Annotated in this window: 22 protein-coding genes; 8 read left to right on the top strand and 14 right to left on the bottom strand. The window is 70.5% G+C overall.

The window, feature by feature from the left end; translation table 11 throughout:
* Positions 1-7: 7 nt before the first annotated feature.
* From STRNI_RS19890 to STRNI_RS19905, 4 genes are all read left to right on the top strand, one after another.
* The gene (locus STRNI_RS19890) at positions 8-862 is read left to right on the top strand and encodes a SagB/ThcOx family dehydrogenase (RefSeq protein ID WP_159487097.1); all 855 of its coding nucleotides are present in this window, start codon (positions 8-10) and stop codon (positions 860-862) included.
* Entirely contained in the window at positions 859-1,614 is a 756-nt protein-coding gene (locus STRNI_RS19895) for a CPBP family intramembrane glutamic endopeptidase (protein ID WP_277411718.1), read from the top strand. The genes STRNI_RS19890 and STRNI_RS19895 overlap by 4 nt, the downstream gene beginning before the upstream one ends.
* A 755-nt stretch (positions 1,615-2,369) precedes the next feature.
* A complete protein-coding gene (locus STRNI_RS19900) occupies positions 2,370-3,125 on the top strand; it encodes a class I SAM-dependent methyltransferase (protein WP_159487101.1) in 756 nt (251 codons plus the stop codon).
* On the top strand, positions 3,122-3,787 hold the full coding sequence (locus STRNI_RS19905) for a LuxR C-terminal-related transcriptional regulator (RefSeq protein WP_159487103.1): 666 nt from the start codon (positions 3,122-3,124) through the stop codon (positions 3,785-3,787). Before STRNI_RS19900 ends, STRNI_RS19905 begins: the two co-directional genes overlap by 4 nt.
* Before the next feature lie 112 nt (positions 3,788-3,899).
* On the opposite strand, the gene STRNI_RS19910 is transcribed toward STRNI_RS19905, so the two are convergent.
* The 3 genes from STRNI_RS19910 to STRNI_RS19920 all read right to left on the bottom strand — a co-directional run bounded on the left by STRNI_RS19910 (position 3,900) and on the right by STRNI_RS19920 (position 7,693).
* On the bottom strand, positions 3,900-5,240 hold the full coding sequence (locus STRNI_RS19910) for an LCP family protein (protein WP_277411719.1): 1,341 nt from the start codon (positions 5,238-5,240) through the stop codon (positions 3,900-3,902).
* A gap of 180 nt (positions 5,241-5,420) precedes the next feature.
* On the bottom strand, positions 5,421-7,517 hold the full coding sequence (locus STRNI_RS19915) for a bifunctional polysaccharide deacetylase/glycosyltransferase family 2 protein (RefSeq protein ID WP_266440785.1): 2,097 nt from the start codon (positions 7,515-7,517) through the stop codon (positions 5,421-5,423).
* The gene (locus tag STRNI_RS19920; protein WP_277411720.1) at positions 7,514-7,693 is read right to left on the bottom strand and encodes a hypothetical protein; all 180 of its coding nucleotides are present in this window, start codon (positions 7,691-7,693) and stop codon (positions 7,514-7,516) included. The genes STRNI_RS19915 and STRNI_RS19920 overlap by 4 nt, the downstream gene beginning before the upstream one ends.
* Before the next feature lie 429 nt (positions 7,694-8,122).
* Between STRNI_RS19920 and STRNI_RS19925 the strand changes: the two genes are divergently transcribed.
* Together STRNI_RS19925 and STRNI_RS19930 are read left to right on the top strand one after the other, a co-directional pair.
* Positions 8,123-8,896 (top strand): TetR/AcrR family transcriptional regulator, encoded by a 774-nt coding sequence (locus STRNI_RS19925; RefSeq protein ID WP_277411721.1) that lies wholly within the window; start codon positions 8,123-8,125, stop codon positions 8,894-8,896.
* Positions 8,897-9,172: 276 nt separating this feature from the next.
* Positions 9,173-10,465 carry a cytochrome P450 family protein gene (locus STRNI_RS19930; protein WP_026169690.1) on the top strand — a complete coding sequence of 431 codons (1,293 nt, stop codon included), beginning with the start codon at positions 9,173-9,175 and terminating at the stop codon, positions 10,463-10,465.
* Between the two features lie 121 nt (positions 10,466-10,586).
* On the opposite strand, the gene STRNI_RS19935 is transcribed toward STRNI_RS19930, so the two are convergent.
* Entirely contained in the window at positions 10,587-11,660 is a 1,074-nt protein-coding gene (locus STRNI_RS19935) for a hypothetical protein (RefSeq protein WP_277411722.1), read from the bottom strand.
* A 318-nt stretch (positions 11,661-11,978) separates the two neighbouring features.
* Positions 11,979-12,812, bottom strand: a complete 834-nt coding sequence (locus STRNI_RS19940; RefSeq protein ID WP_277411723.1) for a methyltransferase domain-containing protein — start codon at positions 12,810-12,812, stop codon at positions 11,979-11,981.
* Between the two features lie 246 nt (positions 12,813-13,058).
* On the opposite strand from STRNI_RS19940, the gene STRNI_RS19945 reads away from it, so the two are divergent.
* On the top strand, positions 13,059-14,885 hold the full coding sequence (locus tag STRNI_RS19945) for a S9 family peptidase (RefSeq protein WP_277413290.1): 1,827 nt from the start codon (positions 13,059-13,061) through the stop codon (positions 14,883-14,885).
* A 75-nt stretch (positions 14,886-14,960) separates the two neighbouring features.
* On the opposite strand, the gene STRNI_RS19950 is transcribed toward STRNI_RS19945, so the two are convergent.
* Entirely contained in the window at positions 14,961-15,947 is a 987-nt protein-coding gene (locus STRNI_RS19950) for a cation diffusion facilitator family transporter (RefSeq protein WP_018089939.1), read from the bottom strand.
* On the opposite strand from STRNI_RS19950, the gene STRNI_RS41630 reads away from it, so the two are divergent.
* A complete protein-coding gene (locus STRNI_RS41630; protein WP_381843980.1) occupies positions 15,927-16,295 on the top strand; it encodes a hypothetical protein in 369 nt (122 codons plus the stop codon). The genes STRNI_RS19950 and STRNI_RS41630 overlap by 21 nt on opposite strands.
* 203 nt (positions 16,296-16,498) lie before the next feature.
* Here STRNI_RS41630 and STRNI_RS19955 read toward each other — a convergent pair whose 3' ends face one another.
* The 8 genes from STRNI_RS19955 to STRNI_RS19990 form a co-directional block, all read right to left on the bottom strand.
* Complete coding sequence (locus tag STRNI_RS19955) at positions 16,499-17,410, bottom strand: SURF1 family protein (RefSeq protein WP_277411725.1); 912 nt, start codon at positions 17,408-17,410, stop codon at positions 16,499-16,501.
* A gap of 88 nt (positions 17,411-17,498) precedes the next feature.
* Entirely contained in the window at positions 17,499-19,133 is a 1,635-nt protein-coding gene (locus STRNI_RS19960) for a hypothetical protein (protein ID WP_277411726.1), read from the bottom strand.
* Entirely contained in the window at positions 19,130-19,792 is a 663-nt protein-coding gene (locus STRNI_RS19965) for a SigE family RNA polymerase sigma factor (RefSeq protein ID WP_174857682.1), read from the bottom strand. The genes STRNI_RS19960 and STRNI_RS19965 overlap by 4 nt, the downstream gene beginning before the upstream one ends.
* Positions 19,793-20,282: 490 nt before the next feature.
* Complete coding sequence (locus STRNI_RS19970) at positions 20,283-21,398, bottom strand: aspartate-semialdehyde dehydrogenase (protein ID WP_277411727.1); 1,116 nt, start codon at positions 21,396-21,398, stop codon at positions 20,283-20,285.
* Positions 21,395-22,666 (bottom strand): aspartate kinase, encoded by a 1,272-nt coding sequence (locus STRNI_RS19975; RefSeq protein ID WP_018089933.1) that lies wholly within the window; start codon positions 22,664-22,666, stop codon positions 21,395-21,397. Before STRNI_RS19975 ends, STRNI_RS19970 begins: the two co-directional genes overlap by 4 nt.
* Positions 22,667-23,010: 344 nt before the next feature.
* Positions 23,011-23,676: a DUF5063 domain-containing protein gene (locus tag STRNI_RS19980; RefSeq protein WP_159487121.1), complete on the bottom strand. Its 666-nt coding sequence runs from the start codon at positions 23,674-23,676 to the stop codon at positions 23,011-23,013.
* On the bottom strand, positions 23,669-24,268 hold the full coding sequence (gene recR / locus STRNI_RS19985; RefSeq protein ID WP_018089931.1) for a recombination mediator RecR: 600 nt from the start codon (positions 24,266-24,268) through the stop codon (positions 23,669-23,671). Before recR ends, STRNI_RS19980 begins: the two co-directional genes overlap by 8 nt.
* A gap of 51 nt (positions 24,269-24,319) precedes the next feature.
* A complete protein-coding gene (locus tag STRNI_RS19990; RefSeq protein WP_078518632.1) occupies positions 24,320-24,670 on the bottom strand; it encodes a YbaB/EbfC family nucleoid-associated protein in 351 nt (116 codons plus the stop codon).
* Positions 24,671-24,733: the final 63 nt, after the last annotated feature.

Raw genomic sequence — 24,733 nt, forward strand, 5'->3', positions numbered from 1 at the left:
GGCGACCATGCCCGAAACAGAGAACCTGCACGGGGCGAACCTCATCGACGCCGTCTACGGTGAGTCGCCTCCCCCGCTCGACGACCCCATGGAGTGCTACTTCGAAGCCTCCAAGCTCCATCTCCGAGCCCTGAGCTGGGACGTCCCTGGTGGCGTCGCCCTCGACAAATCGGAGGAACTGCGGCTGTTGACGCAGCGCGCGGCCCGCCTCAACCCCAGCCGCTCGCTCATACCCCTGCCGGACCCGGCGCCGCTGCAGGCAGATCTCGCCGGCGTCATCGACGCCCGGCGCAGCTCCGAGACCTTCGGCCCCGGCGAACTGCCGCTGCCCGTACTCTCCGGGATGCTGGAGCGCTCGTACCGGGTCCGCCTGGTCCAGGGGTGGCCCCGCCGGCCCGTCCCCTCGGGGGGTGCTCTCTATCCCCTCGACCTCTACGTGATCGCCCAGCGTGTGGAGGGCCTGCGACCCGGGCTGCACCACTACGACCCGTTCCGCCACGGCCTCACCTGGCTGCGGGAGGTCGACCATGAGGCACTCCACCTGGCAACGCTCCAGCCCGAGATGGCAGGCGACGCGGCGGCCATGCTCGTCATCGGTGCCTCCTTCTGGCGCTCCCGGTTCAAGTACGGCCAGCGCTCCCTGCGGTTCTGCCTGCTGGAGGCCGGTCATCTGGGGCAGAACCTGCTGCTCCTGGGTACCGCCTACGGGCTCGCCTCCCGCCCGATCGGCGGCTTCCTGGACGACGACTTCACGGCCGACATGGACTACGACGGGGTGAACGAGTCCCCGCTCTACGTCGTACTGCTCGGCCCGCCTGCCGACGAGGGCACCGCAGACCGTCCCGGGCCGCCGACGGCATGACCGCCGCCCTGCTCCCCGCCACGGCGGGGAGCGTCCTGGCCCTCGGCGCCCTCGCCGCGCACACCGCCGTTCCGCGGCTGCTTCGGCACCTGCGCTCCCACAATCGGCTGCGTCGCTACGACAGGGCGACGATGCTGCTCGCGCTCTGCGCGGTGCTCGCCATCGGTGCCGGCCCGGCGGCCTTCACCGTTCCATGGGGAGCAGCGGAGTCCCCCGCGGACGCGGCGTGGCCGGTCTCCCTCATGGCCTGGCCACCATGGGAACCGGCCATCCTGGTGGCGGCCGTCGCGGCGGGAGTTGCGCTCCCGTGGGCGGCCGCGCGGTGCACCGGGCGGCCCCTGAGGCGCCGTCACGGCAGGCCCCGGGCAGGCCGTCGTGAGCGCGCGGTGGAGGGCGCGCACCTGGCGGGCTGCGCCCTGGGGGAGGAGATCCTGTGGCGCATGGCCGGACCGGTGGCGCTGACCGCGCTGGGGATCCCGCTCCCGCCGGCGATCGCGCTGTGCCTGGTCGCCTTCTGCCTTCTCCACCTGCCGAACTCCGGCTGGCGTTCCCTGCCGTACGTGGCTGTCACCGCGATGCTCTTCACGGTCGCCGCGGCGACCGGCGGTCTGCCGGCGGCGGCCCTCGCGCATATCGCGCACAACGGTGTCCTGGCCGTCGCGGCTCCGGTACGGCGCGACGTCCGGAGGCGGGGAACCTCCGGGCCCGTGGAGGAGATCCCGCGCCTGCCCGCTCCGGGCGGCTGGGACTGAACGGCGTTACAGGACACCGGCCTCGAGCTGGTGAGCGAATCTCTGGCCGGAAGGACCCGCAACCTCGAAAGGACCGATCTAGCATAGGGACAAGTCATGACCGGGGTGTGTTTCTGCCTGGCCACCTGTGTTCCCGCGCCGTTCTCGTGGCCCGGGTGAGCGATTCCATGCCTGACTCCATGGAATCCTGCAGCGGCGGGAAGTGACGACGGTTCGGGTGTCGGGGGGCACAGACGGGGCGACGAGCTTGTGTGGGGACCTGGGGACTGCGTCCTGTGCCCAAGCGCCCGGTCACGAATCCTCGTGAGCCCGGCGCCGGCTACGGCGCTGCGACGGGACTGCTGTAACGGGGGAGGGCGGTCGTACGCGTGAACGCGACAGATCTTCGTGCCGGTGACGGCGCCGCGGGGCCGGCAGGTGTCCCCCGCCGCCCACGAGGCCGGCCGCGGTGTCGTCGGAGGTCCCACCCGTCTGCGTACGGCTTCCGCGCCCCGGGCGTTCTGTCCGTCGCGCCCACCACGATGCAACGCACGGACAGTGGCTTCCGTCTTTCCCCGTGCCCACCCGTCCTCTGTTGGACCGACGACCACCGCCTTCAGAACTCGGGCAAGGAGCCCTCCGGTTTCCCGTGCCCTTGTCTCGATATCGAGGAGTCCGACATCAACGAGCGGAACTTAGTCCATCGGACGTTACGCGCCGGGGAAGGGAAGCGGGACCAGGCACGGAAATGGTTCGAGCACCCTTCGATGGCAGCCGTGAGCACGTGCTACGACGACCGGGAGACGGAGCTGTCCCGCGCCCTCTGTGTGGAGGTGGGACTGGTCCTGGGAGAACACCCGCCCTCCCGTGTTCTCGATGTGGGCTGCGGCACCGGGGGGAGCCTCGCACGGATCCGTCAGCACCTACCCGACGCCGAGCTGGTCGGCATTGACCCCAGCGAGACCGCGGTACGGTCCGCCCGCCGCCTTCTGGGTCCCGGCCGAAGAATTCATGTCCACGCTGTTGCCGCCGAAGACCTGGCGGACCCGGCGGACCACCGCTTCGGCCGTTTCGACCTGATCCTGGTCCACCTGAGCCTGGCACTGATGCGCGATCCCTTCACCGTCGTACACGCCCTGGCCGGGATGCTGACACCGGGAGGCCACTGCTACGTCGTCGATCTCCTGCGCCCCGAGGACTGGGACGGCCGGACGGTCCCCGCTGCGCTCGGTGCTCGAGACGCCTCCGAACAGGCCTATCTGCGCGACCAGCTCGCCGCGTCCATGTCCCTGCCGGAACTCCGCGCTGTGGCGGCCGAGGTCGAACGCCAGGTGCTTGACGTCCGGTCCGAGGTGTACCAGGGCGGGCTCGGCGGGCACGGCCCCGGCACCCCGCAAGCCCGGCGGATATGGGCGCGGGCTCCGCGTATCGGCGGCCTGCTCGCCTCCGCGGGCGCCCGTCCCGGCTCCGGCGCGCAGATGAACACCGTCGCCCATCTCGTGCTTCGCCGGAACGGCGGGGGCGAGCGATGAACGTTTCGCAGGCCGCGGGGATCAGGGTGGCCATCATCGCCTCGCACCCCATCACCGTCGCCGGTCTGGCCTCGGTCGTCGACATACGCCCCGACATGACGGTGGTGGCCACCGCGCCCACTGTGGCGGAGGGCCTGACGGACATCCTGCGCGCCGAGCCCGACGCCGTGATCGCCGAACTGACGCCCGGCTGCGGCGGTTCGCACATCCCCGACCTGGTCGATGCCCTCCGGCGGCAGGGCGGCAAGGCAGCCGTCATCGCCCTCGCCGAGGACCCGGGGCAGGTCGTCACCGCGCTCAAGGCGGGTGCCCGCGGCTTCCTGCTCAGGGATTGCTCGACGGACGAGATCGTGACCGGTGTCGGCCAGGTGGTGCACGGTGCGGTCCCCGTCTCGCCACGCACCCTGCCCCACCTCGTCTCCGAGGTCGTGTCTCCTACGACGCCACCCGCGCTTTCGCAGCGCGAGCGTGAGGTCCTCGAACTTGTCGCCCGCGGCCAGTCCAACTCCAGGATCGCCGCGTCCCTGCATGTCTCGGAGGCGACCGTCAAAACTCACATGCGCCGGATGTTCCACAAACTAGAGGTGAACGACCGCGCCTCCGCCGTCGCCGTCGCCCTCTCCAAGGGGCTGCTGGCGCTGCATGAGGACCAAAGCGCATGAAGCGAACGCGGCGGCCGCGGGGCCGAGGGCATGGGTGACAGAGGGCTCCTGGCCCGTGTGGCCGCCGGGTCCCCTCGCCCACCCTCATCCGGCCGCCCCCTGCCGGACGCGGTCACTTCTTCGCCCCCACCGTCACCGGACGGTCATTGTTCAGTTCGGTGAAGAGTTGGTTTGCGAGGCGCGTGTTCCACTTCACGGCGCTGCCCTTGGGGGTTTGGAAGGCGAGGTTCGATACGGGGACGGTGAGGCGCTTGCCGTCGCCTGTCGTGACGGCCTTCATCGCCTTGAAGAGGGCGGTGAGGTTCGGCAGGCCGGTGTCCTTGTCCACGATGAGGGTGCCGAGGCCCGCGCTCATGGTCGGGTAGACGGTGGACGGGTCGAGCAGGACGCCGGGGGTGGCGGCCTTCTTTGCGAGTGCGGCCAGGAATTTCTGCTGGTTCTCGCCGCGGCCCAGGTCGCCCTTGGCCTCCTGGTGGCGCTGGCGGACGAAGGCGAGCGCCGTACGGCCGTCGAGTGTGTGGCAGCCCTTCTTCAGGTCCGCGCCCGACTTCTCGTCCTTGATGTCCCGGTCCAGGCACATCGGCACACCGCCGACCGCGTTCACGATGCCGACGAAGCCGGCGAAGCCGATCTCCGTGTAGTGGTCGATGTGCACGCCGGTGTTGTGCTCGATGGTCCGGACGAGCAGGTCGGGGCCGCCGAACGAGAACGCCGCGTTGAGCTTGTTCTTCGACGCGCGGTAGTGCTTGCCGGTCTCGGGGCGGATGTGCGACGGGATGGTCACCCACGAGTCACGCGGCAGACTCACCATCGTCGTTCCGTGTTCACCTGTGTGCAGAAGGATCATCGAGTCGGTGCGGCGACCGGCGTCGGCCGAGCCGCCGGTGTGCAGATTCTTCCTGGCGCGGTCGGAGAGACCCACCCGGCTGTCGGAGCCCACAATCAGATAGTTGGTTCCCCCGCCGGACGACGGGCGGTCCGCGATCTTGCCCAGGTCGACCTCGCGGTTGAGCTCGGTGTCGGCCCAGACGTAGGTGCCCGCGGAGCCGAGGCCCAGCACGGTGGCCAGGACGATCAGCGCCCGCGTGATCCGGCGGCGCCGGCTGGGAGGGCTCGCGGCGCGCCTGCCGCGGCCGGGGGTGCCGCCGCCGGGGCCCGTAGGGCCGGTGCGGGCCGCGGGGCGCCCGTTGCCGGGGCGCCCGTTGCCGGGGTGACCGTTGCCGGGGTGACCGTTGCCGGGGTGACCGTTGCCGGGGTGACCGTTTAAGCGGGGTGGGGGTACCGGTACCGGCGCCTGTGGGGCGGCGCCGGGCGGGCCGAGGTTCGGTGGCGGCGCCTGGTGTACCTGAGGCGGGTGGTCGGCCGGGCTCCATATCTGCCCGCTGATGTGCTCCGCCTGCGCTTCGCCGCCGCGCCAGTTCCCGTCGAGCGGCCCCTCCAGCCAATCAGTCATGCGCGGCAGTCTGCATGCTCATCCGCTCTTCACCAAATGGTGCGCGGATCTGCACAAGCGAATGGGGTGAATGCGGGAAATGCGCGGTCCGGCGGCGGGTGGGGAGCGCCCGGCCGTGCTCCTCAGGGGGGCCGTCCGGTGCTGAACCGGGCGGGCCCCCTGAGGGCGTACGGACGACGGTCATCTCGACGGCAGACTCTCGTACGCGACCGGCTGGCCGATGTGCTGCGCGGCGGTGCCGGAGCGGTGCATGCGCTGCCACTTCAGCCTGGTGCCGAGCAGGAAGGCCACCACGGACTGGATGACCACCAGGTACATCAGCTGCCGGTAGACGAAGAGCTGGAACGGCATCGCCCACAGCTCCCGCACCGGCTCGCCGTCGAGCTTGAGGGCGTATCCGGCGCAGGCCAGTTGGAGGGCGAGGAAGCCGACCCACACCCCGGCCGAGAGCACCGGACCGCGGAAGAGCGCCCCGTACAGGGCGAAGACGTCGACGATCGGTGCGAGCAGGGGCAGCGCGACCTGGAAGAGCGTGAGGTAGCTCAGCCCGCGGCGTCCGAAGCGGCCGGCCGGGCCCACCTCGAACACGGCACGGCGGTGTTTCCACATGGCCTGGAGCGTGCCGTAGCACCAGCGGTACCGCTGCCGCCACAACTGGCTCAGCGAGGTGGGCACTTCGGTCCAGGCGATCGCGGACTCCTCGTAGACCACCCGCCAGCCCGCCTGCCACAGGGCCATGGTGAGGTCGGTGTCCTCGGCGAGGGTCTCTTCGCTGACCCCGCCGACGCCCATCAGCGCGTCCCGGCGGAAGGCGCCGATGGCGCCGGGGACCGTCGGCATGCACTCCAGCACTTCGAACATCCGCCGGTCGAGGTTGAAGCCGAAGACGTACTCCAGGTGCTGCCATCTGCCCAGCAGGCGGCGGCGGTTGCCGACCTTGGTGTTTCCGCTGACGGCGCCCACGGCCGGGTGGGCGAGCGGCTGGACGAGCCGGTAGATGGCGTCCGGCTCGAAGACGGTGTCGGCGTCGACCATGACCACGATGTCGCACCGCGCGTGGGCCAGACCGGTGTTGAGGGCGGCCGCCTTGCCCGAGTTGGGCTGGCGGATCACCTCCACGCGGGGGTCGTCGATGGCGGCGGCGATGTCCGCGGTTTCGTCCGTCGACCCGTCGTCGATCACGATGATCTGTAGTTGCGGGTGGGTGGAGGCGAGCAGCGAACGGACGGTGGACGCGATGCCGGCCGCTTCGTTGTAGGCGGGCACCAGGACCGTCACCGGGTCGACGATCTCGCGCAGCCAGGGAGAGCCCGGGCGGAAGCGCACCAGTCGCCGCACATGGGCGCGGGCGAAGAAGACGAGCGAGGCCAGCCGCAGCACTCCCAGACCGCCCGCGATGCCCAGCACCCAGGTCATCCCGTTCACGAACCCATGCCCGAGGGCCTTGGTCCACACCAGCGCCTTGCCCAGCCAGCGCTCATAGACGGGCGCCGGCGCATCGGCCGCGGGCAGCCCGGCCCCCCAGGTCACCGTGGTGAATTTGTCGATTCTGGGGTTATTGAGCAGCTTTTTGGTGTCGCTGTAGGCGACATCGTTCTGGCTGAACTGCCGGATCACACCCTGTGACGGCTTACGGAACCACCGGTCGGCGGCCACCAGCGTGTAGCCCTCCGCGCCGGCCCGCTGGGCCGCCTTCCACTCGCCGCCGCACATCGTGTCCACCGCGGTGGTCTGCGGCAGCCTCAGCAGGTTGGTGCGGATACCCGCCGTGCCCGCCAGCGCCTTCTGCGTCAGCTCCAGCTCCAGCCCCGCCCGGAAGTCCGATGCCGAGCCCATGACCGCGCCGGTGTAGGTGTTCGAGCCGATCTCATGCCCCTCGGCCTGGATCCGCCGCACCAGGTCCGGGTGCTGGGCGACCTCGGCGCCGCGCAGGAAGAAGGTGGCCTTCGCATGATGCTTGCGCAGCAGATCGAGCAGACGTGGCGTCCATACGGGGTCGGGGCCCCCGTCATAGGTGAGCGCCACGTTACGGACGGGCATCCCGGCGGATTTCACCTTGTCACCGTTGAGGCGCACCACCGGGCCGCCCTTGTCCACCGCGCTCGGCACCGGGGTGGTGCAGTCGCGCCGGGTCTTCGCGGCGTCGACCTCGTGTGTGGTCCAGCCCTCGAAGAGCAGGGCGCCGAAGGCGAGGGGCAGGATGAGCATCAGCAGCAGCCAGTGACCGCGCGGGTCACGGGACTGCGCGTGCCGGGCGCGGTTCGAACGGCGCCTCACGTTGCGGCCGGGGTGACCTCGGCCATGGTCAGGGTGGGGTGTCTGCGGCCGGCCGCGCCGGCGGCGGCCGCCGAGGCCGCCGCGGCGCGCGTGAGGAGCGTCGGGACGCCGTCGGCAGCCGCGGCGGACGCCCGGCGGGGGGCGACTCCGAGCGCGGCGACCGAGTTCCGCAGCACCTTTTCGTGCCGGACGGAAGGATCGGCACATGACTGGGAAACACGTATTTTCTGCCGTTTTGCGTTCCGGCTGGCCTCACACATGGTCGGCGAGTGTACTCATCACCGATCTCGGGTAGCGGCCTGCTCCCAAGATCCCTTGTCTGAGTGACAAGCCTCCGGACCGGCGGCCGACCCCCTGCACCCAGGTCGCGTTTGTGCAGGTCAGGCGGTTAACACTGGTGAACTTTGCCCGGTATTGCGACCTCTGCAACGCGGCGTTCAACCGCCTCGGCCTGAGAGTGTTCTAACACCTGGCCCCGCCTGGGCGTCCGGGATCGCCGTCCCGGCCGGTGACTGAAAACACCCTTATCCCCTGGCTCCGTCCGACCTAGCTTTGACTGTGTGACCGGATTCGAAATCTGGTCATGGAGTCGAGGGGGGCATGGCGTGGAACGAGAGCAACGCGCTGACCGCATCCTGGACGCGGCAGGCGAGTTGCTGCTCGCCTGGGGCTACGGGCGAGTGACGATCGATGAGATCGCCCGCCGCGCCAAGGTCGGCAAGGGCACGGTTTATCTGCACTGGAAGACCAAGGACTCACTGCTCCTCGCCGTCGTGCTGAGGGCTCAATTCCGAATGCACCAACGGCAGTTGGCGCGCATGCGGGAAGATCCGCTGGAGCTGCTGCCCAGCCGGATGATGCGCCGGAACTTCCTCGAATGCCAGGCTGAACCGGTATTGCGCGCGCTCTACACCGATGACGCCGATATCCTCGGCCGGCTGACCGAGACCGCGAAGAAGGACTTCACGGAGCTGATGGTCCAGGCCGACCGGAATCTGCGTCGTCATCTGGAAGTGCTCCGTGCCCACGGTCTGGTCCGCGACGACACCGACGTACAACACCAGCACTACAGCTTGCTGGCGACGGCCACCGGCTTCTTCCTGTCCGAGGCGCTGCTCGCCGATCGCGCCCCGGACAGCCTGGAGGCGCGTGCCGAAATTCTCGCCCACACCCTCCGCAGCGCGCTGGAGGTGCCGGCCGGCGCCGGCTCGGATCCCGGCTCTGACCTGGGCTCCGGCACCGGTCCGGGCTCAGGCTCCGGACCGGACGCCGCTTCCGCCCGGTTCCGCGCCGCCGCGGCCGCTCCCGAAATCCTCGCCGTCTATGAGCAATTCACCGAATTCTGCGCACAGGAGATGCGCCGGCAGATACGCGACTGAAGCTGCGCAGCGCATTCCTGGGCGACGGATCGATGCGGTGTATGCCTACCGCTTCGGATGCGCGCAATGAGCTCCCTGCGAGCGGCTTCATGACGCCGGCTCCACGGGGCGGAATCCTTCCCATCCGGCTCCACCCAACTGACTCCGCCTGACGGATATCCGGCCACGACTGCTCCCGCGCGTTCCGCGAAAGAAAAGAGCCACGTCCACGCCCCGGCCCGGCCGGGTCCCACCCGGACCCACGGGCCAACTCCCAAACCCGGAGGAGATCAAGAGATGTCGGCATTATCCAGCTCACCGTTCGCCGCGCATGTCGGGAAACACCCGGGCGAGCCGAATGTGATGGACCCGGCGCTGATCGCCGATCCGTTCGGTGGTTATGGCGCACTGCGTGAGCAAGGGCCGGTCGTACGGGGCCGGTTCATGGACGACTCACCCGTCTGGCTCGTGACGCGCTTCGAGGAAGTCCGCCAAGTCCTGCGCGACCAGCGGTTCCTGAACGATCCGACGGCCCCCTCCCTGGGGCGCTCGTTCGACGACAGCCCCACGGCCAGGCTGCTGGAGATGATGGGGCTGCCCGAGCATTTCCGGCCGTATCTGCTCGGTTCGATTCTGAACAACGACGCTCCCGACCACACCCGGCTGCGCCGTCTGGTGTCGCGCGCCTTCACGGCACGCAAGATCACCGACCTGCGGCCGCGGGTCGAGCAGATCGCCGACGAGCTGCTGACCCGGCTTCCCGAGTACGCCGAGGACGGCGTGGTCGACCTCATCAAGCACTTCGCCTACCCCCTGCCGATCACCGTCATCTGCGACCTGGTCGGCATAGCCGAAGAGGATCGTCCGCAGTGGCGGAAGTGGGGTGCCGACCTCGTCTCACTGCAGCCGGACCGGCTCAGCACCTCGTTCCCGGCGATGATCGAGCACATCCATGAGCTGATCCGCGAGCGGCGCGGGGCGCTCACGGACGATCTGCTCAGCGAGCTGATCCGTGCCCATGACGACGACGGCGGCCGGCTCAGCGACGTCGAGATGGTCACCATGATCCTCACGGTGGTGCTCGCCGGCCACGAGACCACCGCGCACCTCATAGGCAACGGCACGGCGGCGCTGCTCACCCACCCCGACCAGCTGCGGCTGCTCAGGGACGACCCGGCTCTGTTTCCCCGTGCCGTCCACGAGCTGTTGCGCTGGTGCGGGCCGGTCCATATGACCCAGATGCGGTTTGCGTCCGAGGATGTCGACATCGCCGGGACGAAGATCCGTAAGGGCGACGCCGTACAACTGATCCTGGTATCGGCCAACTTCGACCCCCGCCACTACACCGACCCCGAACGTCTCGACCTGACCCGTCACCCCGCCGGCCACGCCGAGAACCATGTGGGCTTCGGCCACGGGATGCACTACTGCCTGGGCGCCACCCTCGCCAAACAGGAGGGCGAAGTCGCGTTCGAGAAGCTCTTCGCGCACTACCCGGAGGTGTCGCTGGGCGTCGCACCGGAACAACTGGAAAGGACACCGCTGCCGGGCAGCTGGCGGCTCGATTCCCTGCCGCTGCGGTTGCGGTAACGCCCCGTACGCCCGTACGGACAGCGCACGGCCGATGCGGACAAGGGCCCCGTGCAGGCGCCGACGCGGACAAGGGCCCCGTGTGGAGCGGTTCTCCGCACGGGGCCCCCGTCTGCCGCCGCTACTTGTCGTCGTCCACCGGCGCCCGCCAGGTGACCTGCTTCGCGCCCTCCCCCTCGCCGGTGAAGACGACGGCGGCCGGGGCATCGCCCTTCGGCAGCAGGTGGATGGAGCACTCGGTGACCGTGCCGCCCGGCTTGACCATCTCGTCCGGGACGGCATCGGGGCACTGGCCGACCCCGGGGCCGCCGATGTCGATCAGCGTCAGCTTCTGCACCGTCTGACCGCCCCTGGTACGCAGCGTCACCCCGTCGCTCATGCTGGGCAGCAGGTCGTACTTGCCGCTGTTCCGGTACTGCATCGTCACGTAGTACGGGATCAGCTTCTTCTCGTCCGCATCCAGGTCGAAGCGGCTCAGATCGGCGAGGGAGCCGGCGCGCACGCCCTTCGGTGTGATGAGCAGCGGGACGGGACGGCTGCGGCTGTCCTCGGTGATGCCGTCGGCGGGCCTGCCCGCGGGCAGCACTCCGGCGGACGCGCCGCCCTTGCCGCCGCCGACCTGCCAGATGAGGGTGTCACCGCCGTCGTCCTTGTACGAGACGGTCGCCGGCCGCTGGTCCTTCGGCAGCATGAAGATCCGGCAGATCGCCGCCGTGGCACCGGCCGCCAGTTCGGACGCGCCGCTCTCGCGGCACTCGGGCGGCAGGCCCGAGCCGGTGGCCATCGGGTTGCTCTGGAACAGGGAGACCTGCTCGGCGGCCTGGCCGTCCGCCCCGTTCACGGAGAAGTTCCGCGCCGGGTCCACTTCGCTCACCGTCTTCTTGCCGGTGTTGGTGTAGGAGAAGGTGAGGTAGTACGGCACCATCCCCTTGAGGTCGTCGTCGAGTTGGATGTGTGCCAGGTCGGAGTCCGAGCCGCGGGCCAGCCGGGTGGGCGTGATCCGCAGCTGGTGCGCCTTGTCGTCGGAGTCGGTCCAGGTGGCCGGGCGGGGTACGGCCTTCATCCGCAGCGGCTTGGTGGGCGTGACGGCTTCCGACGCCCCCGGCTTCGCCTTGCCGGCGCCCGGACCGGCGCACCCCACGGTCAGCAGCATGAGCGCGCTGACGCTGACAGCGCCCGCAATACGTATGGGCATGCGCACGGTGAAACCCCCGTTGTTGTGTGCCGCGTGGTGCCGCACGCACCACACGGCCGTTGTCACGTCACTCGACGCGCGGACCGGCGGGGCCGGTGGGCCGGGGTGGTGCCGGTGGGCAGGGCCCGGCCGGGGCGCCGTCGGGCCGGGCCGGGCCGGTCCGGGCCGGTCCGAAGATTAGCCGCCCGGGGGTGGGCGGTCGGCGGCGGCCCATGGCCCTGTCGGGGCGGCGGGTCCGGGTCCGGGTCGGGTCCGGGGCGGGGCGGGGCGTACGACCGGAGCGTGGGCGGGTGGCCGGCGCCCGGCGCCCGGCCCCCATCAGCGCGGGCGGCTGGCCCTCAGCGAGTACATGAGGGGGATGCGGGGGCGGTCGCCGGGGAAGCGGTGGTAGCCGTCGTCGTCGCGGCGCAGCGCGGTGAACCGCTGGAACATCGTCTTGTCGTGTTCGTGCAGGAAGTCGATGCGCAGACCGGTGGCGGCCAGGGCGGAGACGACATCGCCGAGCGGGTGCTGCCATTCGACGCTGCGGTTCTTGACCGTCGGTGCGCCGAAGTCCGCGTAGGTGCCGGGGAGTTCGTCCACCCATGCGTCGCGGCTGAAGTAGTCGTGAACGATACGCGATCCGGTCTCGTCGTCCAAGACGTCGCAGAGCGGATGGAATTCGGCGAGGTAGAGGAAGCCGCCGGGGGCGACGAGGGAGGCGGCGGTGTCGGCCCAACGCGCCACGTCCGGGAGCCAGTTCAGGGCGCCGATGCCGGTGTAGACGATGTCGTACGCGGCGTCGGGGACGGCTTCGGCGGCGTCATAGACATCGGCGGCGACGAACGCCGCGCGGTCGGGGCCGTAGCCGAGCTCGGTGGCGAGTCCGCGGGCGGTTTCGATGGCCGGCTCGGAGAAGTCCAGGCCGACGACGCGGGCCGCGCCGCGGTGGGCCCAGGAGAGGGTGTCCTGGCCGAAGTGACACTGGAGGTGGAGGAGGGACCGCCCGGTGACGTCGCCGACCTCGGCGATCTCGAAATCACGGAGCACGTCCCGGGCCCGGCGAAATCGGTCCTGGTCGTAATAATCACTCGCGGTGTGGATGGGGACACGTTCGTCCCACCTCGCACGATTGGCCTCCCGCCAGTCCTCGGGGCCCGTAATTTTTCGCATTCGGCGAAGTTATCCACAGGCTTGTGGCCCTCGCCAACGGATTTTTTGCACCGGGCGCAGAATGGGCCCATGACTGACGAGACGACCCCAGCCCCAGGCCCCGACACCACCACTCCGCACCCTTCGACGACCGACACCCGGCAGGCGGCCGGGACGAGGACGGGCGCGGCCGGCCCCATAGCGGGGGCGGAGGGGTCGGCGACGGGCGCGACAGGCTCGGCGTCCCCCGGTGGCGTGGACGCCGCGATGCCGGACTGGGAGAAGCGCTTCCGCGCGCCGCGGATCGGGCTGCCGGACTGGGCCGAGGACGCCCCGGACCGTTCCCTGTTCGTCTCGAACGCCACCGGCACCTTCGAGCTCTATGCCTGGGACCGGGCCACCGGCGAGCAGCGGCAGGCCACGGACCGGCCGAACGGCACCACGGACGGGACGCTGTCGCCGGACGGCCGGTGGATCTGGTGGTTCTCGGACACCGACGGCGATGAGTTCGGCGTCTGGATGCGGCAGCCGTTCGAGGGCGGCCCGGATGAGCCGGCGACCCCTGGTCTCACCCCCTCGTATCCCGGCGGGCTGGCGATCGGCCGCGACGGGACGTCGGTCGTCGGGTGCTCGACGGACGAGGAGGGCTCGACGGTCCATGTCGTCCGGCCGGGGGAGCCTCCGGTCGAGATCTACCGGCACCGCGAGTCAGCGGGCGTCGGCGATCTCGCGCACGACGGCTCGCTGATCGCCCTTGAGCACACCGAGCACGGCGATGCGATGCACTCCGCGATCCGCGTCGTACGGCCCGACGGCTCCACGGTCGCGGAGCTGGACGACACCAAGGGCGGGACCGAGGAACTGGGCCTGTCGGTGATGGGCTTCGCGCCGGTCGACGGGGATTCCCGGCTGCTGGTCGGGCATCAGCGGCGGGGCCGCTGGGAGCCGATGATCTGGGACCCGCTGACCGGGGTGGAGACGGCCCTGGACATCGACCTTCCCGGAGATGTGGGTGCCGACTGGTATCCCGACGGGTCGGCGCTGCTGGTGGAGCACGAGTACCAGGCACGGAGCGAGCTGTGGCGCTATGAGCTGGGCACGCCGGACGGCAACGGCGCCCCGGCCGGTGCCGGTGCTGCGGCGGCCGCAGCCGGTGGTCGGCTGACCCGGGTCGAGACCCCGGCCGGCTCGGTCTCGGGCGCCACGGCGCGGCCGGACGGCACGGTGGAGTTCCTGTGGTCGTCGGCGGCCCAGCCCCCGGAGGTGCGGTCGACGAGCGGCGAGGTCGTGCTGGACCCGCCCGGTATGAAGGCGCCCGGGTCGGTGCCGGTGCGGGATGTCTGGGTGGAGGGCCCCGGTGGCCGCATCCATGCGCTGGTGCAGCAGCCGGCGGGCGAAGGTCCCTTCCCGACGGTGTTCGACATACACGGCGGTCCGACCTGGCACGACAGCGACGCGTTCGCCTCGTCGCCCGCGGCCTGGGTGGACCACGGCTTCGCGGTCGTACGCGTCAACTACCGCGGCTCGACCGGCTACGGCCGCGCCTGGACGGATGCGCTCAAGCACCGCGTCGGGCTGATCGAGCTGGAGGACATCGCCGCGGTGCGTGAGTGGGCGGTCTCGTCCGGGCTGGCCGATCCGGAGCGGCTGGTGCTGGCGGGCGGCTCTTGGGGCGGCTATCTGACACTGCTGGGGCTCGGTACTCAGCCGGACGCCTGGGCCGTGGGCCTGGCGGCGGTTCCGGTCGCGGACTACGTCACGGCGTACAACGACGAGATGGAAGCCCTCAAGGCGATGGACCGGACCCTGCTGGGCGGCACCCCTGAGGAGGTCCCGGACCGCTTCGAGGCGTCGTCACCGCTGACGTATGTGGACGCGGTGCGGGCCCCTGTCTACATCTCGGCCGGCGTCAACGACCCACGCTGCCCGATCCAGCAGGTGGAGAACTACGTCCAGCGCCTGGAGAGCCGCGCCCATCCGCACGAGGTCTACCGCTACGACGCCGGGCACGGCTCCCTCGTGGTGGAAGAGCGCATCAAGCAGGTCCGCCTGGAACTCGATTTCGCCCAGCGACATGTGATCGAGAGGAGCTAAAGGCTCGGCCGGGGGGAGGGGCTCGGCGGGGGGGAGGGGCCGGGGGCGGGGGGGGAGGGGCCCCCGGGGGGATGGTCAAGCTGCGATGTGGTGGGCCAGGGCCGCATGTGGGTCCCGCCCCTCGGGGGTGTCGTCGGGGGTGTGGTCCGTGTGGACGGTCGCGGCGGTGAGGCGGGGGACGGCGTGGATGAGGGCGTGTTCGGCGGCGACGGCGAGGGCATGGGCCTGCACCACGGTCAGGCGGGAGTCGACGACGATGTCCGCCTCGGCCCGCAGGGTGTGGCCGATCCAGCGCATACGGACCTGCCCGACGCCGTGGACGCCGCCCACCGCGCGTAGTGCGGTCTCGGCGGTGTCGATGAGTTCGGGGTCGACGGAGTCCATCAGCCGCCGGTAGACCTCCCGGGCGGCGTCCCGCAGCACCATGAGGATGGCGGCGGTGATCAGCAGGCCGATGAGCGGGTCGGCCTGCTGCCAGCCGAGCGCCGCGCCGCCCGCGCCGAGGAGGACGGCGAGGGAGGTGAAGCCGTCGGTACGGGCGTGCAGACCGTCGGCGACGAGCGCGGCCGAGCCGATCTTGCGGCCGGTACGGATGCGGTAGCGGGCGACCCACTCGTTGCCGAGGAACCCGATCACGGCGGCCGCGGCCACGGCCCACAGGTGCGTGACCTCGCGGGGGTGCAGCAGCCGGTCCACGGACTCGTAGGCGGCCCATACCGACGAGGCGGCGATCGTCAGCACGATGGCGATGCCTGCGAGGTCCTCGGCGCGACCGTAGCCGTAGGTGTAGCGGCGGTTCGCGGCCCGGCGGCCGAGCAGGAAGGCGATGCCCAGCGGCACGGCGGTCAGGGCATCGGCACCGTTGTGGATCGTGTCGCCGAGCAGTGCCACCGACCCCGACAGCGCGACGATCACCAGCTGGATCAGGCTGGTCAGGCCCAGGATGCCGAGCGAGATCCAGAGCGTGCGCAGGCCTTCGCGGGAGGTCTCCAGCGCGGCATCGACCTTGTCCATGGCCGCATGGCTGTGCGGGGTCACCAGATGGGCGAGCTGGTGCCGCATCCGCGCCCAGCGGCCGGAGCGGTGAGGATCGTGCGCGTGGTCATGCCCGTGGCCGTGCGTGTGGTCATGCCCGTGGCCGTGCGTGTGGTCATGCCCGTGGCCGGTCCCGTGACCGTGCCCGTGACGGTTCGCTCGGTCACTCGCGTGGTCGTGGGCGGGCTTCTGCGTGTGATGGGCGCGAGGGGACTGCTCGGGCTCGTGCCCGTGCGCGTGCGGATCGCGCTGTACGTGATCAGGGATATGCGGATGACCATGGCCGTGCACGTGATCATGGCCGTGCGGGTGAGTGCCATTGTCTGCCATATGGCCTACCGTGGCACGCCGATCCGATTGCAGCTACCACCGTGATACGCCCTCTGACCAGGTGCAACGTCGTTGCAGAAGCAGAGCCCGTGCGGGTCGCGGAACGGAGCGGGTTGCAGCCTGAACGGGTACCGAACGAAGCGGGACCCTGAACGGGAGCTGGTCCCGAACCTGAGCGGATACCGAACCGGAGCGGTCCCCAAACCGGAGCTGTCCCGAATCGAAGAGGACCCCCACCCGCAGCGCCTTCAGACCTTCCCGGCCCGCGCCGCCTCCCCCTGCCCGTCGCCGCTGCCCTCGCCCCGGCCGAGGCCGTCCTCCCCCAGGTCGGCAGCAATGCCATTCCCCAGCCCCCCGCCTTCGCCCTCCACCTCCACCACAATCCCCAATGCCGCGTCCTTGGCGGCCTCGGTGTCGCGGCGGAAGAGGCGGAACCACATGAAGACGACGAAGCCGGCGAAGACGAACCACTCGCCGGTGTAGCCGAGGTTCTGGAAGGCCTTCAGGTCCAGTCCGCTGCCCTCGGCGGCGGCCGGGGGGACGGCGCGCAGCGGTGCCTGGGCGTCGGTGAGCGTGATCCAGGCGTCGTAGACCTCGTACGGCACGATGTTGACCAGCGACGCCGCGCTGATCATGCCCAGCTGTCCCGGCGCCAGCCCGCCACCGGCCTGTACACCGTCGGTGCCCTGGTTCTCGGAGGCCTGCAGCGCTCCGGTGACGGTCACCTCGCCCTTGGGCGGCGCGGGCACCTTCGCCGTGTCGGCCTTCGTACCGGCGTCGCCGGGCAGCCAGCCCCGGACGACCGGCAGGGCCTTGCCGCCGTCCGTGCGGAGCAGATTGAGGACGTAGAAGCCCTGCCGCTCGCCGTGCTTGTCCTTCAACGTCCGGGCCGGTACGAGCAGTTGGTGCCCGGTGTCGTAGCGCCCGCGGGCGCTGGCCTGGCGGCCGGAGGTCACCTTGTCGACGGGCAGCAGCCGCTCCAGGGGGCGGGCGGCCGCGGCCTTGGCCCGGGCGGAGCGGTCCTCCTGCTGCTGGTGGGTGTCGACGCGGTCCTCGAAGCGGCTCAGCTGCCAGCTGCCCATGAAGATGCAGAAGGGGATCGCCAGTACGGCGAAGACGTTGATTCCCCACCACCGCGGGGTCAGCAGGAACCGGTACACGCCCTCAACGGTACGGGGCCCGGGCGGCGGGGCCGCACCGGCCCCTCCACGCTCCGGTCCCGGTGGCCGGGACCTGGGCCGTCGGCGGCTACCGGGCCGCCAGCGCCTCGGTGCGGTAGACCGTTCCCGCGCATGCGTCCGTGACCTTGGCATCGGCCGCGGCGGGCTCGCCGGCCTCCGGCGTGTGGCTGAGCACGATGCTCCCGGACGCGGTACCGCCGTCGCCGGGGCCCTCGTCGCCGCCCGCCTGGCCGCCGCTGTCGCCGGCGGTCGTGGTCCCGGTGTCCGGTGACTGTCCCGGGTCGCTGGAGGCGTCGGGCGTCGGGGACGGGCCGGGATTGACGCACCCCGTGGCGCCGCCGCCGGACTCCGGAATCCAGGCGAACTTGACCTCGTACGCCTCCCCCGGCTTGAGAACCAGCTGGTCAGGGGTGGTGGCCGGGTCGGGTAGTCCGGTGGCCTCGTCGCCTGAGGTGTGGTCGACGACGTGGATGCGGTCGGGCTTCGTGGAGCCCTGGGCGACCAGGCCGATGGTGCCGCCGCCCTCGACGGAGCAGGCGGCGGCGGAGGTGTTGACCACCCGGAACGCGCCGTAGACGCGGCCCGCGGAGTCCGCCGCGCCGACGGTGCTGGTGCCCTGGCCGAGCTGTTCCCGCCCGCAGACCGGCGAGGTGACGTCCATGGTCTCGTCCGGGGCGGGGGTGCCGGCGCCCGCACCGTGGCCCGCGCCGCCCTTCTCGGTGGCCTTGCCCTTGCCCGCGGGCTTGTCCTCGCCCCGCTTCTCGCCGTCCTTGCCGGCCGGCCGCGGACCGGCCTGCTCGGTGCCTTCGCCGTGGGCCCCCTCGGCGCCGCCCTGGGGGTGCGGGCTGCTCGCCGCATTGGCGGGCCGCTCCTCGGAGCTGCCTGCGAGGTTGGCCACATGGACCATGGCGGGGATGGACGTACCGCCGAGCAGCAGTGCGGCCGCGGCGCCCACGACGGCGTGCCGGCGGCGCTGGCGACGGGCGGGCACCGCGCGGCGCAGCTGCTCCAGCGCGTCCGGCGAGGGTTCGAGGTCGTCGACGCGGGAGTGCAGCAGCCGCCTCAGGTCGTCCTCGTCGCCGAAGTCGCCGCCGGTGGGGTGGCTTCGGCCGGGTCCGCCGCCGTTGCCGGTGCCGCCGCCGGAGCCGGTGGGCCCGTCGTTGCCGTACGCATGGCTGTCGGCCTCGTCACCGGCGTCCGCCGCACCCTCCGTGCCATCCGGCACACCGTCCGTGACACCGATGTCATCGCCGTGGCCGGATACTTGGCCGGTTTCTGTGCCCTGCCCGCTGCCGGCGTCGGGCCGACGGCCGCCACCCGACTCGCCGTCGGGACGTCCTTGCGCCTCACGCGCCGCATACAGCCCACGCGCCACATCGGCGGGCTTTCCGCGCGCACCGGTCAGCTCGCCCGGGTCACGCCGCTCCCCCGCGCCGGGAGTCCCACGAGCGCCGGGCACCTCGTGGATCCGGCCGTACGCGGTGCCCGGACGCGCCGGGTCGAGCGGGCCGGGCCGGTGGGTGCGGGTGCCGCTGTGATTCATGGAGTCGATCGACGTGCTCGGGAAGTCTGGGGCACTCGGGAAGTCCGGGGGACCCGGGAAGTCCGGGGGACCCGGGAAGTCCGGAGTGCTCGGGCGGCTCGGGCTGAGCGAGCCGTACGCGTCGTACGGGTGGTGCCGGCCAAATGTCGTGCCACTCATGCCGGAGCCTCCATCGCGACGCGGAGCGCCGCGATGCCCCGCGAGCCGTAGGCCTTCACGGAGCCGAGCGATATGCCCAGGGTCTGGGCCACCTGCGCCTCGGTCATATCCGCGAAGTAGCGCAGCACCAGCACTTCGCGCTGCCGGCGCTGCAGCCCCCGCATCGCCTTGATCAGCTGGTCCCGCTCCAGCAGGTCGTACGCGCCCTCCTCGGCGCTCGCCATGTCGGGCATCGGCTTGGAGAGCAGCTTGAGCCCGAGGATGCGGCGACGCAGCGCGGAGCGCGAGAGGTTGACGACGGTCTGCCGGAGATAGGCGAGGGTCTTCTCGGGGTCGCGCACCCGTCCGCGCGCGGAGTGCACGCGGATGAAGGCCTCCTGGACGACGTCCTCACAGGAGGCGGTGTCGTCGAGGAGCAGCGCGGCGAGACCGAGCAGCGAGCGGTAGTGCGCGCGATAGGTCTCGGTGAGGTGGTCGACTGTGGTGCCCGCTGCCATCGCGTCGTCAGTGTCCCCACGCTGAGGGGGAATCTGCGCGGGACGCGTGGTGGGCCAGGGAGCGATCACCGGCATGCCCCCGGACACACGGGGCCGCGGTGGGCGCACTGCCGCGCCGGCTGCGCCCGCTGGGGCGATGGTGAATCCGAGTACCTCTGCCACGCCTGTTGGACACGCTTCCCCCTATAAGGGTTGTACGCGCAAGGCACCGCTTTTGACGATGCATCAAATGCCCTCATGCGTACCAGCTCTTCCTGAATGCCCTAATTGCCCCGACGCGAAGACCCTCATGCCCAAGGGCTCACCATGTGGCCCGCCCGGCACGCCCGGAGCCACCCCTGAGGGCGGCGACAAAGACGCTCCCCGCCCAACTGCCGGTTGCAGTGCGGCGGGGAGCGAATGGTCGAACAGATCGTCAGCCCAGATCAAGAGGTTTGGACCGGCAATTCGCTCACAGAATCTTCACACGCTCCACAAAGTATCTCCCAGGCGGCCAGTGCACGACGGCCGATCCCGCCAAGTCGTATACCGTCCCCGGCTGTCACGGCAGCAGGGCGCGGGGACGCCGGAAAGAAACGGGAACGGCAGAGCACCGGAACAGCACCGGAACAGCACGACAGTAAGGCACGGGGAGAACGGTCCCGGACCGGACCTACCCCTGCAGCTCGGCCGCCACCAGCTCGCCGACCTGCGCCGTGTTCAGAGCCGCTCCCTTGCGCAGGTTGTCCCCGCACACGAACAGCTCCAGCGCCCGCGGATCGTCCAGCGAACGCCGCACCCGCCCGACCCAGGTCGGATCCGTCCCGACGACATCGGCCGGGGTGGGGTACTCGCCCTCGGCCGGGTCGTCGCTGAGGACGACGCCGGGGGCCGCGGCCAGGATCTCGTGCGCGCCGCCGACCGTGACCTCGTTCTCGAACCGGGCGTGCACGGTCAGCGAGTGGGTCGTGATCACCGGAACCCGTACACAGGTCGCGGTGACCGGCAGCTCCGGCAGCCCCAGGATCTTGCGGGACTCGTCACGGATCTTGAGCTCCTCGGAGGACCAGCCGTCCTCCTGGAGCGAGCCGGCCCAGGGCACGACATTGAGGGCGATCGGCGCCGGAAACGGCCCCAGGGTGTCCCCGACGGCCCGCCGGACATCACCGGGCGTGGTCCCCAGCTCCGTGCCGGACACCGCGGACAGCTGCGCCCGCAAGGTGTCGACGCCTGCTTTGCCCACCCCGGAAACGGCCTGGTACGAGGAGACGATCAGCTCGCTCAGCCCGTACTCGGCATGCAGCGCGCCCAGCGCGACGATCATCGAGAGCGTCGTGCAGTTCGGGCTGGCGATGATGCCGCGCGGACGCACCCGCGCGGCGTGCGCGTTGACCTCGGGCACGACGAGGGGCACGTCCGGGTCCAGCCGGAACGTGCCCGCGTTGTCGATGACAACCGCGCCCTTGGAGACCGCGACCGGCACCCACTGCGCGGAGACCTCGTCGGGGACGTCGAACATCGCGACGTCGATCCCGTCGAAGGCCTCCTCGCTCAGCGCGACGACCTCGACCTCCGCGCCCCGCACGGTCAGCTTGCGGCCGGCCGAGCGGGGCGAGGCGATCAGCCGGATCTCGCCCCAGATGTCGGCCCGCTCGGACAGGATGCCGAGCAGGACCGAGCCGACGGCGCCGGTGGCACCGACGACGGCGAGCTGGGGCTTGGCGGCCGTACGGGCGTCCGCCCTCAGCGTGTCAGCGAGGGACGGACGGCCCGCCTCGGCCGGAATCATCGACCGGTGCCGCCATAGACCACGGCCTCGTCACTGTCGGTGTCGAGACCGAAGGCGGTGTGCACGGCGCACACGGCCTCGTTGACGTCATCGGCACGGGTGACGACCGAGATGCGGATCTCGGAGGTCGAGATGAGCTCGATGTTCACGCCCGCGTTCGACAGCGCCTCGAAGAACGTCGCGGTGACGCCCGGGTTGGTCTTCATCCCCGCGCCGACCAGCGAGATCTTGGCGATCTGGTCGTCGTAGCGCAGCGAGTCGAAACCGACCGCGGCACGGGTCTTCTCCAGGGCCGCGACGGCCTTGCGGCCCTCGGCCTTGGGCAGCGTGAAGGAGATGTCGGTCAGACCGGTCGACGCGGCCGAGACGTTCTGCACGACCATGTCGATGTTGACCTCGGAGTCCGCGATCGCACGGAAGATGCGCGCGGCCTCGCCCGGCTTGTCCGGGACTCCGACGACCGTGACCTTCGCCTCGGAGGTGTCATGTGCGACGCCCGAGATGATTGCCTGCTCCATCGGCTGGTCCCCTTGCGGTTCGTTGCTGACCCACGTGCCCCTCAGTCCCGAGAAGGACGAGCGGACATGGATCGGGATGTTGTAACGGCGTGCGTACTCGACGCAACGGTGCAGCAGCACCTTGGAGCCGGAGCTGGCCAGCTCCAGCATGTCCTCGAAGGAGATCCAGTCGATCTTCCGGGCCTTCTTCACGACCCGGGGGTCGGCGGTGAAGACACCGTCCACATCGGTGTAGATCTCACAGACGTCGGCGTCCAGGGCGGCCGCCAGCGCGACGGCGGTCGTGTCCGACCCACCGCGCCCCAGCGTCGTGATGTCCTTCTTGTCCTGGGACACACCCTGGAAGCCCGCGACGATGGCGATGTTGCCCTCGTCGACGGAGGTCTTGATCCGGCCCGGCGTGACGTCGATGATCCGTGCCTTGTTGTGCACGGAATCGGTGATCACACCGGCCTGGCTGCCCGTGAAGGACTGCGCCTCGTGGCCGAGGTTTTTGATCGCCATCGCCAGCAGGGCCATGGAGATCCGCTCTCCGGCGGTCAGCAGCATGTCGAACTCGCGCCCCGACGGAATCGGGGACACTTCCTGCGCGAGATCGATCAGCTCGTCCGTCGTGTCGCCCATCGCCGAAACCACCACGACAACCTGGTTGCCGTTCTTCTTGGCTTCGACGACTCGCTTGGCAACGCGCTTGATGCCCTCGGCATCCGCAACGGATGAGCCGCCGTACTTCTGCACGACAAGGCCCACGTGCGCTCCTCGCAACTGTCTCTTCGGGAGTTTCCTCCCGGACCCCCGGAAATGGGGGTACTGCGGTCGGCTCAGTCTAACGAGCAAGCGGAGTCCGCCCTGCTAATACCACATCGTGAGACATGAGACTCACTCATTGATCACGGCTGTCTCACCGTGATCACCTGACTCGTGAGTTCCACGTCCCGCGGCGGCTCCACAAGGCGCACCGTTGCGCCTGCTCGGCGAGCACATGCCCGCTCCAGGCCGGTACACACGGAAACGTAACCCAGGTCACAGGGTCCGGGCGCGGCGAGAGCGCCCGGGGAGCCGGAAAATTCCGCCCCGGCGGGCGTCCCCCGGGCTCAGGTCCCCCGCAGCCCCAGCGGCCCGGCGATCTCGGCCGCCATGACCTTCCCGGCCTCCTCGGCGAGCAGCTCCTCGTCGCCGGCGGTGACGTCGCTGTCGGTGTCCAGGCCGTCCAGCTCGACCAGCGGCTGGTCGAGCCGTACGTGGGCGACCAGCGACTGCAGCGCGCGCAGGGCGGCCGAGGCGGTCGGTCCCCAGTTGGAGAGGTAGGAGAACTGCCACCACCACAGGGCTTCGCTGATCCGGCCCGCGTGGTAGTGCGCCAGGCCGTGCCGCAGATCGGTGATGATGTCGGCCAGGTCGTCGGAGATCCGGCTGGCGACCGGCTCGCTGCGCGGCACATACGGGTCGAAGACCTCGGAGTAGACGTCCACCGGGTCGAGCAGGGTCGCGAAGCGCTCGCGCAGCTCGTCGACGTCCGGCTCCGGGCCGGTGTCGGGCTCGTAGCGCTCGTCGGGGACGAAGTCCTCGTGCGCGCCCAGACGGCCGCCGGTGAGCAGCAGCTGGGAGACCTCCAGCAGCAGGAAGGGCACCGCGCTGTCCGGCTCGTCGCCCTTGGCGACTTCCGTCACCGCGACGATGAAGCTCTCGATCGAATCGGAGATCGAGACGGCAAAGTCGTCCGGGTCCTGTGTCGCGTTGTGCAGCGTGGCATCAGACATCGAGAAGTCTCCTCCCTTCGAAGGCCCGCCCGAGCGTGACCTCGTCCGCGTACTCCAGATCGCCGCCGACCGGCAGTCCGCTCGCCAGTCGCGTCACTCTCAGGCCCATGGGTTTGATCATGCGGGCCAGATACGTGGCCGTGGCCTCGCCCTCCAGATTCGGGTCGGTGGCCAGAATCAGCTCGGTGACGGTGCCGTCCGCGAGCCTGGCCAGCAGTTCCCTGATCCGCAGGTCGTCGGGGCCCACGCCCTCGATCGGGCTGATCGCCCCACCGAGGACGTGGTAGCGACCGCGGAACTCGCGGGTCCGCTCGATCGCCACGACGTCCTTGGGCTCCTCCACGACGCAGATGACCGCCGGATCGCGCCTCGGGTCCAGGCAGACCCGGCACTGCTCCTCCTGCGCCACATTGCCGCAGGTGCCGCAGAACCGGACCTTCGCCTTGACCTCCATCAGCGCGTTCGCGAGCCGGCGGACATCGGTCGGCTCGGCCTGAAGAATGTGGAAGGCGATCCGCTGCGCGCTCTTGGGACCGACGCCGGGCAGCCTGCCCAACTCGTCGATCAGGTCCTGGACCACGCCTTCATACACGGAACGTCTTCTTTCTCTTCTGCCGTGCTGCGTACGCTAGTTGGCTACTCCTCAGAAGGGGAGACCAGGGATTCCGCCACCGCCCAGACCCTGGGCGAGCGGACCGAGCTTCTGCTGCTGCAGCTGCTGGGCGCTGGCGTTGGCGTCCCGGACCGCCGCCAGCACGAGGTCGGCGAGCGTCTCGGCCGTCTCCTCCGCGGAGTCGGTGTCGACCGCCTTGGGGTCGATGACCAGGCCCTGGAGCTCTCCCGAGCCGGTCACCGTCGCCTTGACCAGACCGCCGCCCGCGGAACCCTCGACGGGTGTCTCCGCCAGTTCCTGCTGGGCTGCCGCGAGGTCCTGCTGCATCTTCTGAGCCTGCTGAAGCAGCTGCTGCATATTGGGCTGACCACCGGGGATCACGACGTGACTCCTGCCATACGACAACGATTGGTGCGGTAGCCCGAGCCTACGTGTTTCACGGGC

It is taken from the genome of Streptomyces nigrescens (assembly GCF_027626975.1).
Classification (GTDB): Bacteria; Actinomycetota; Actinomycetes; order Streptomycetales; family Streptomycetaceae; genus Streptomyces; species Streptomyces nigrescens.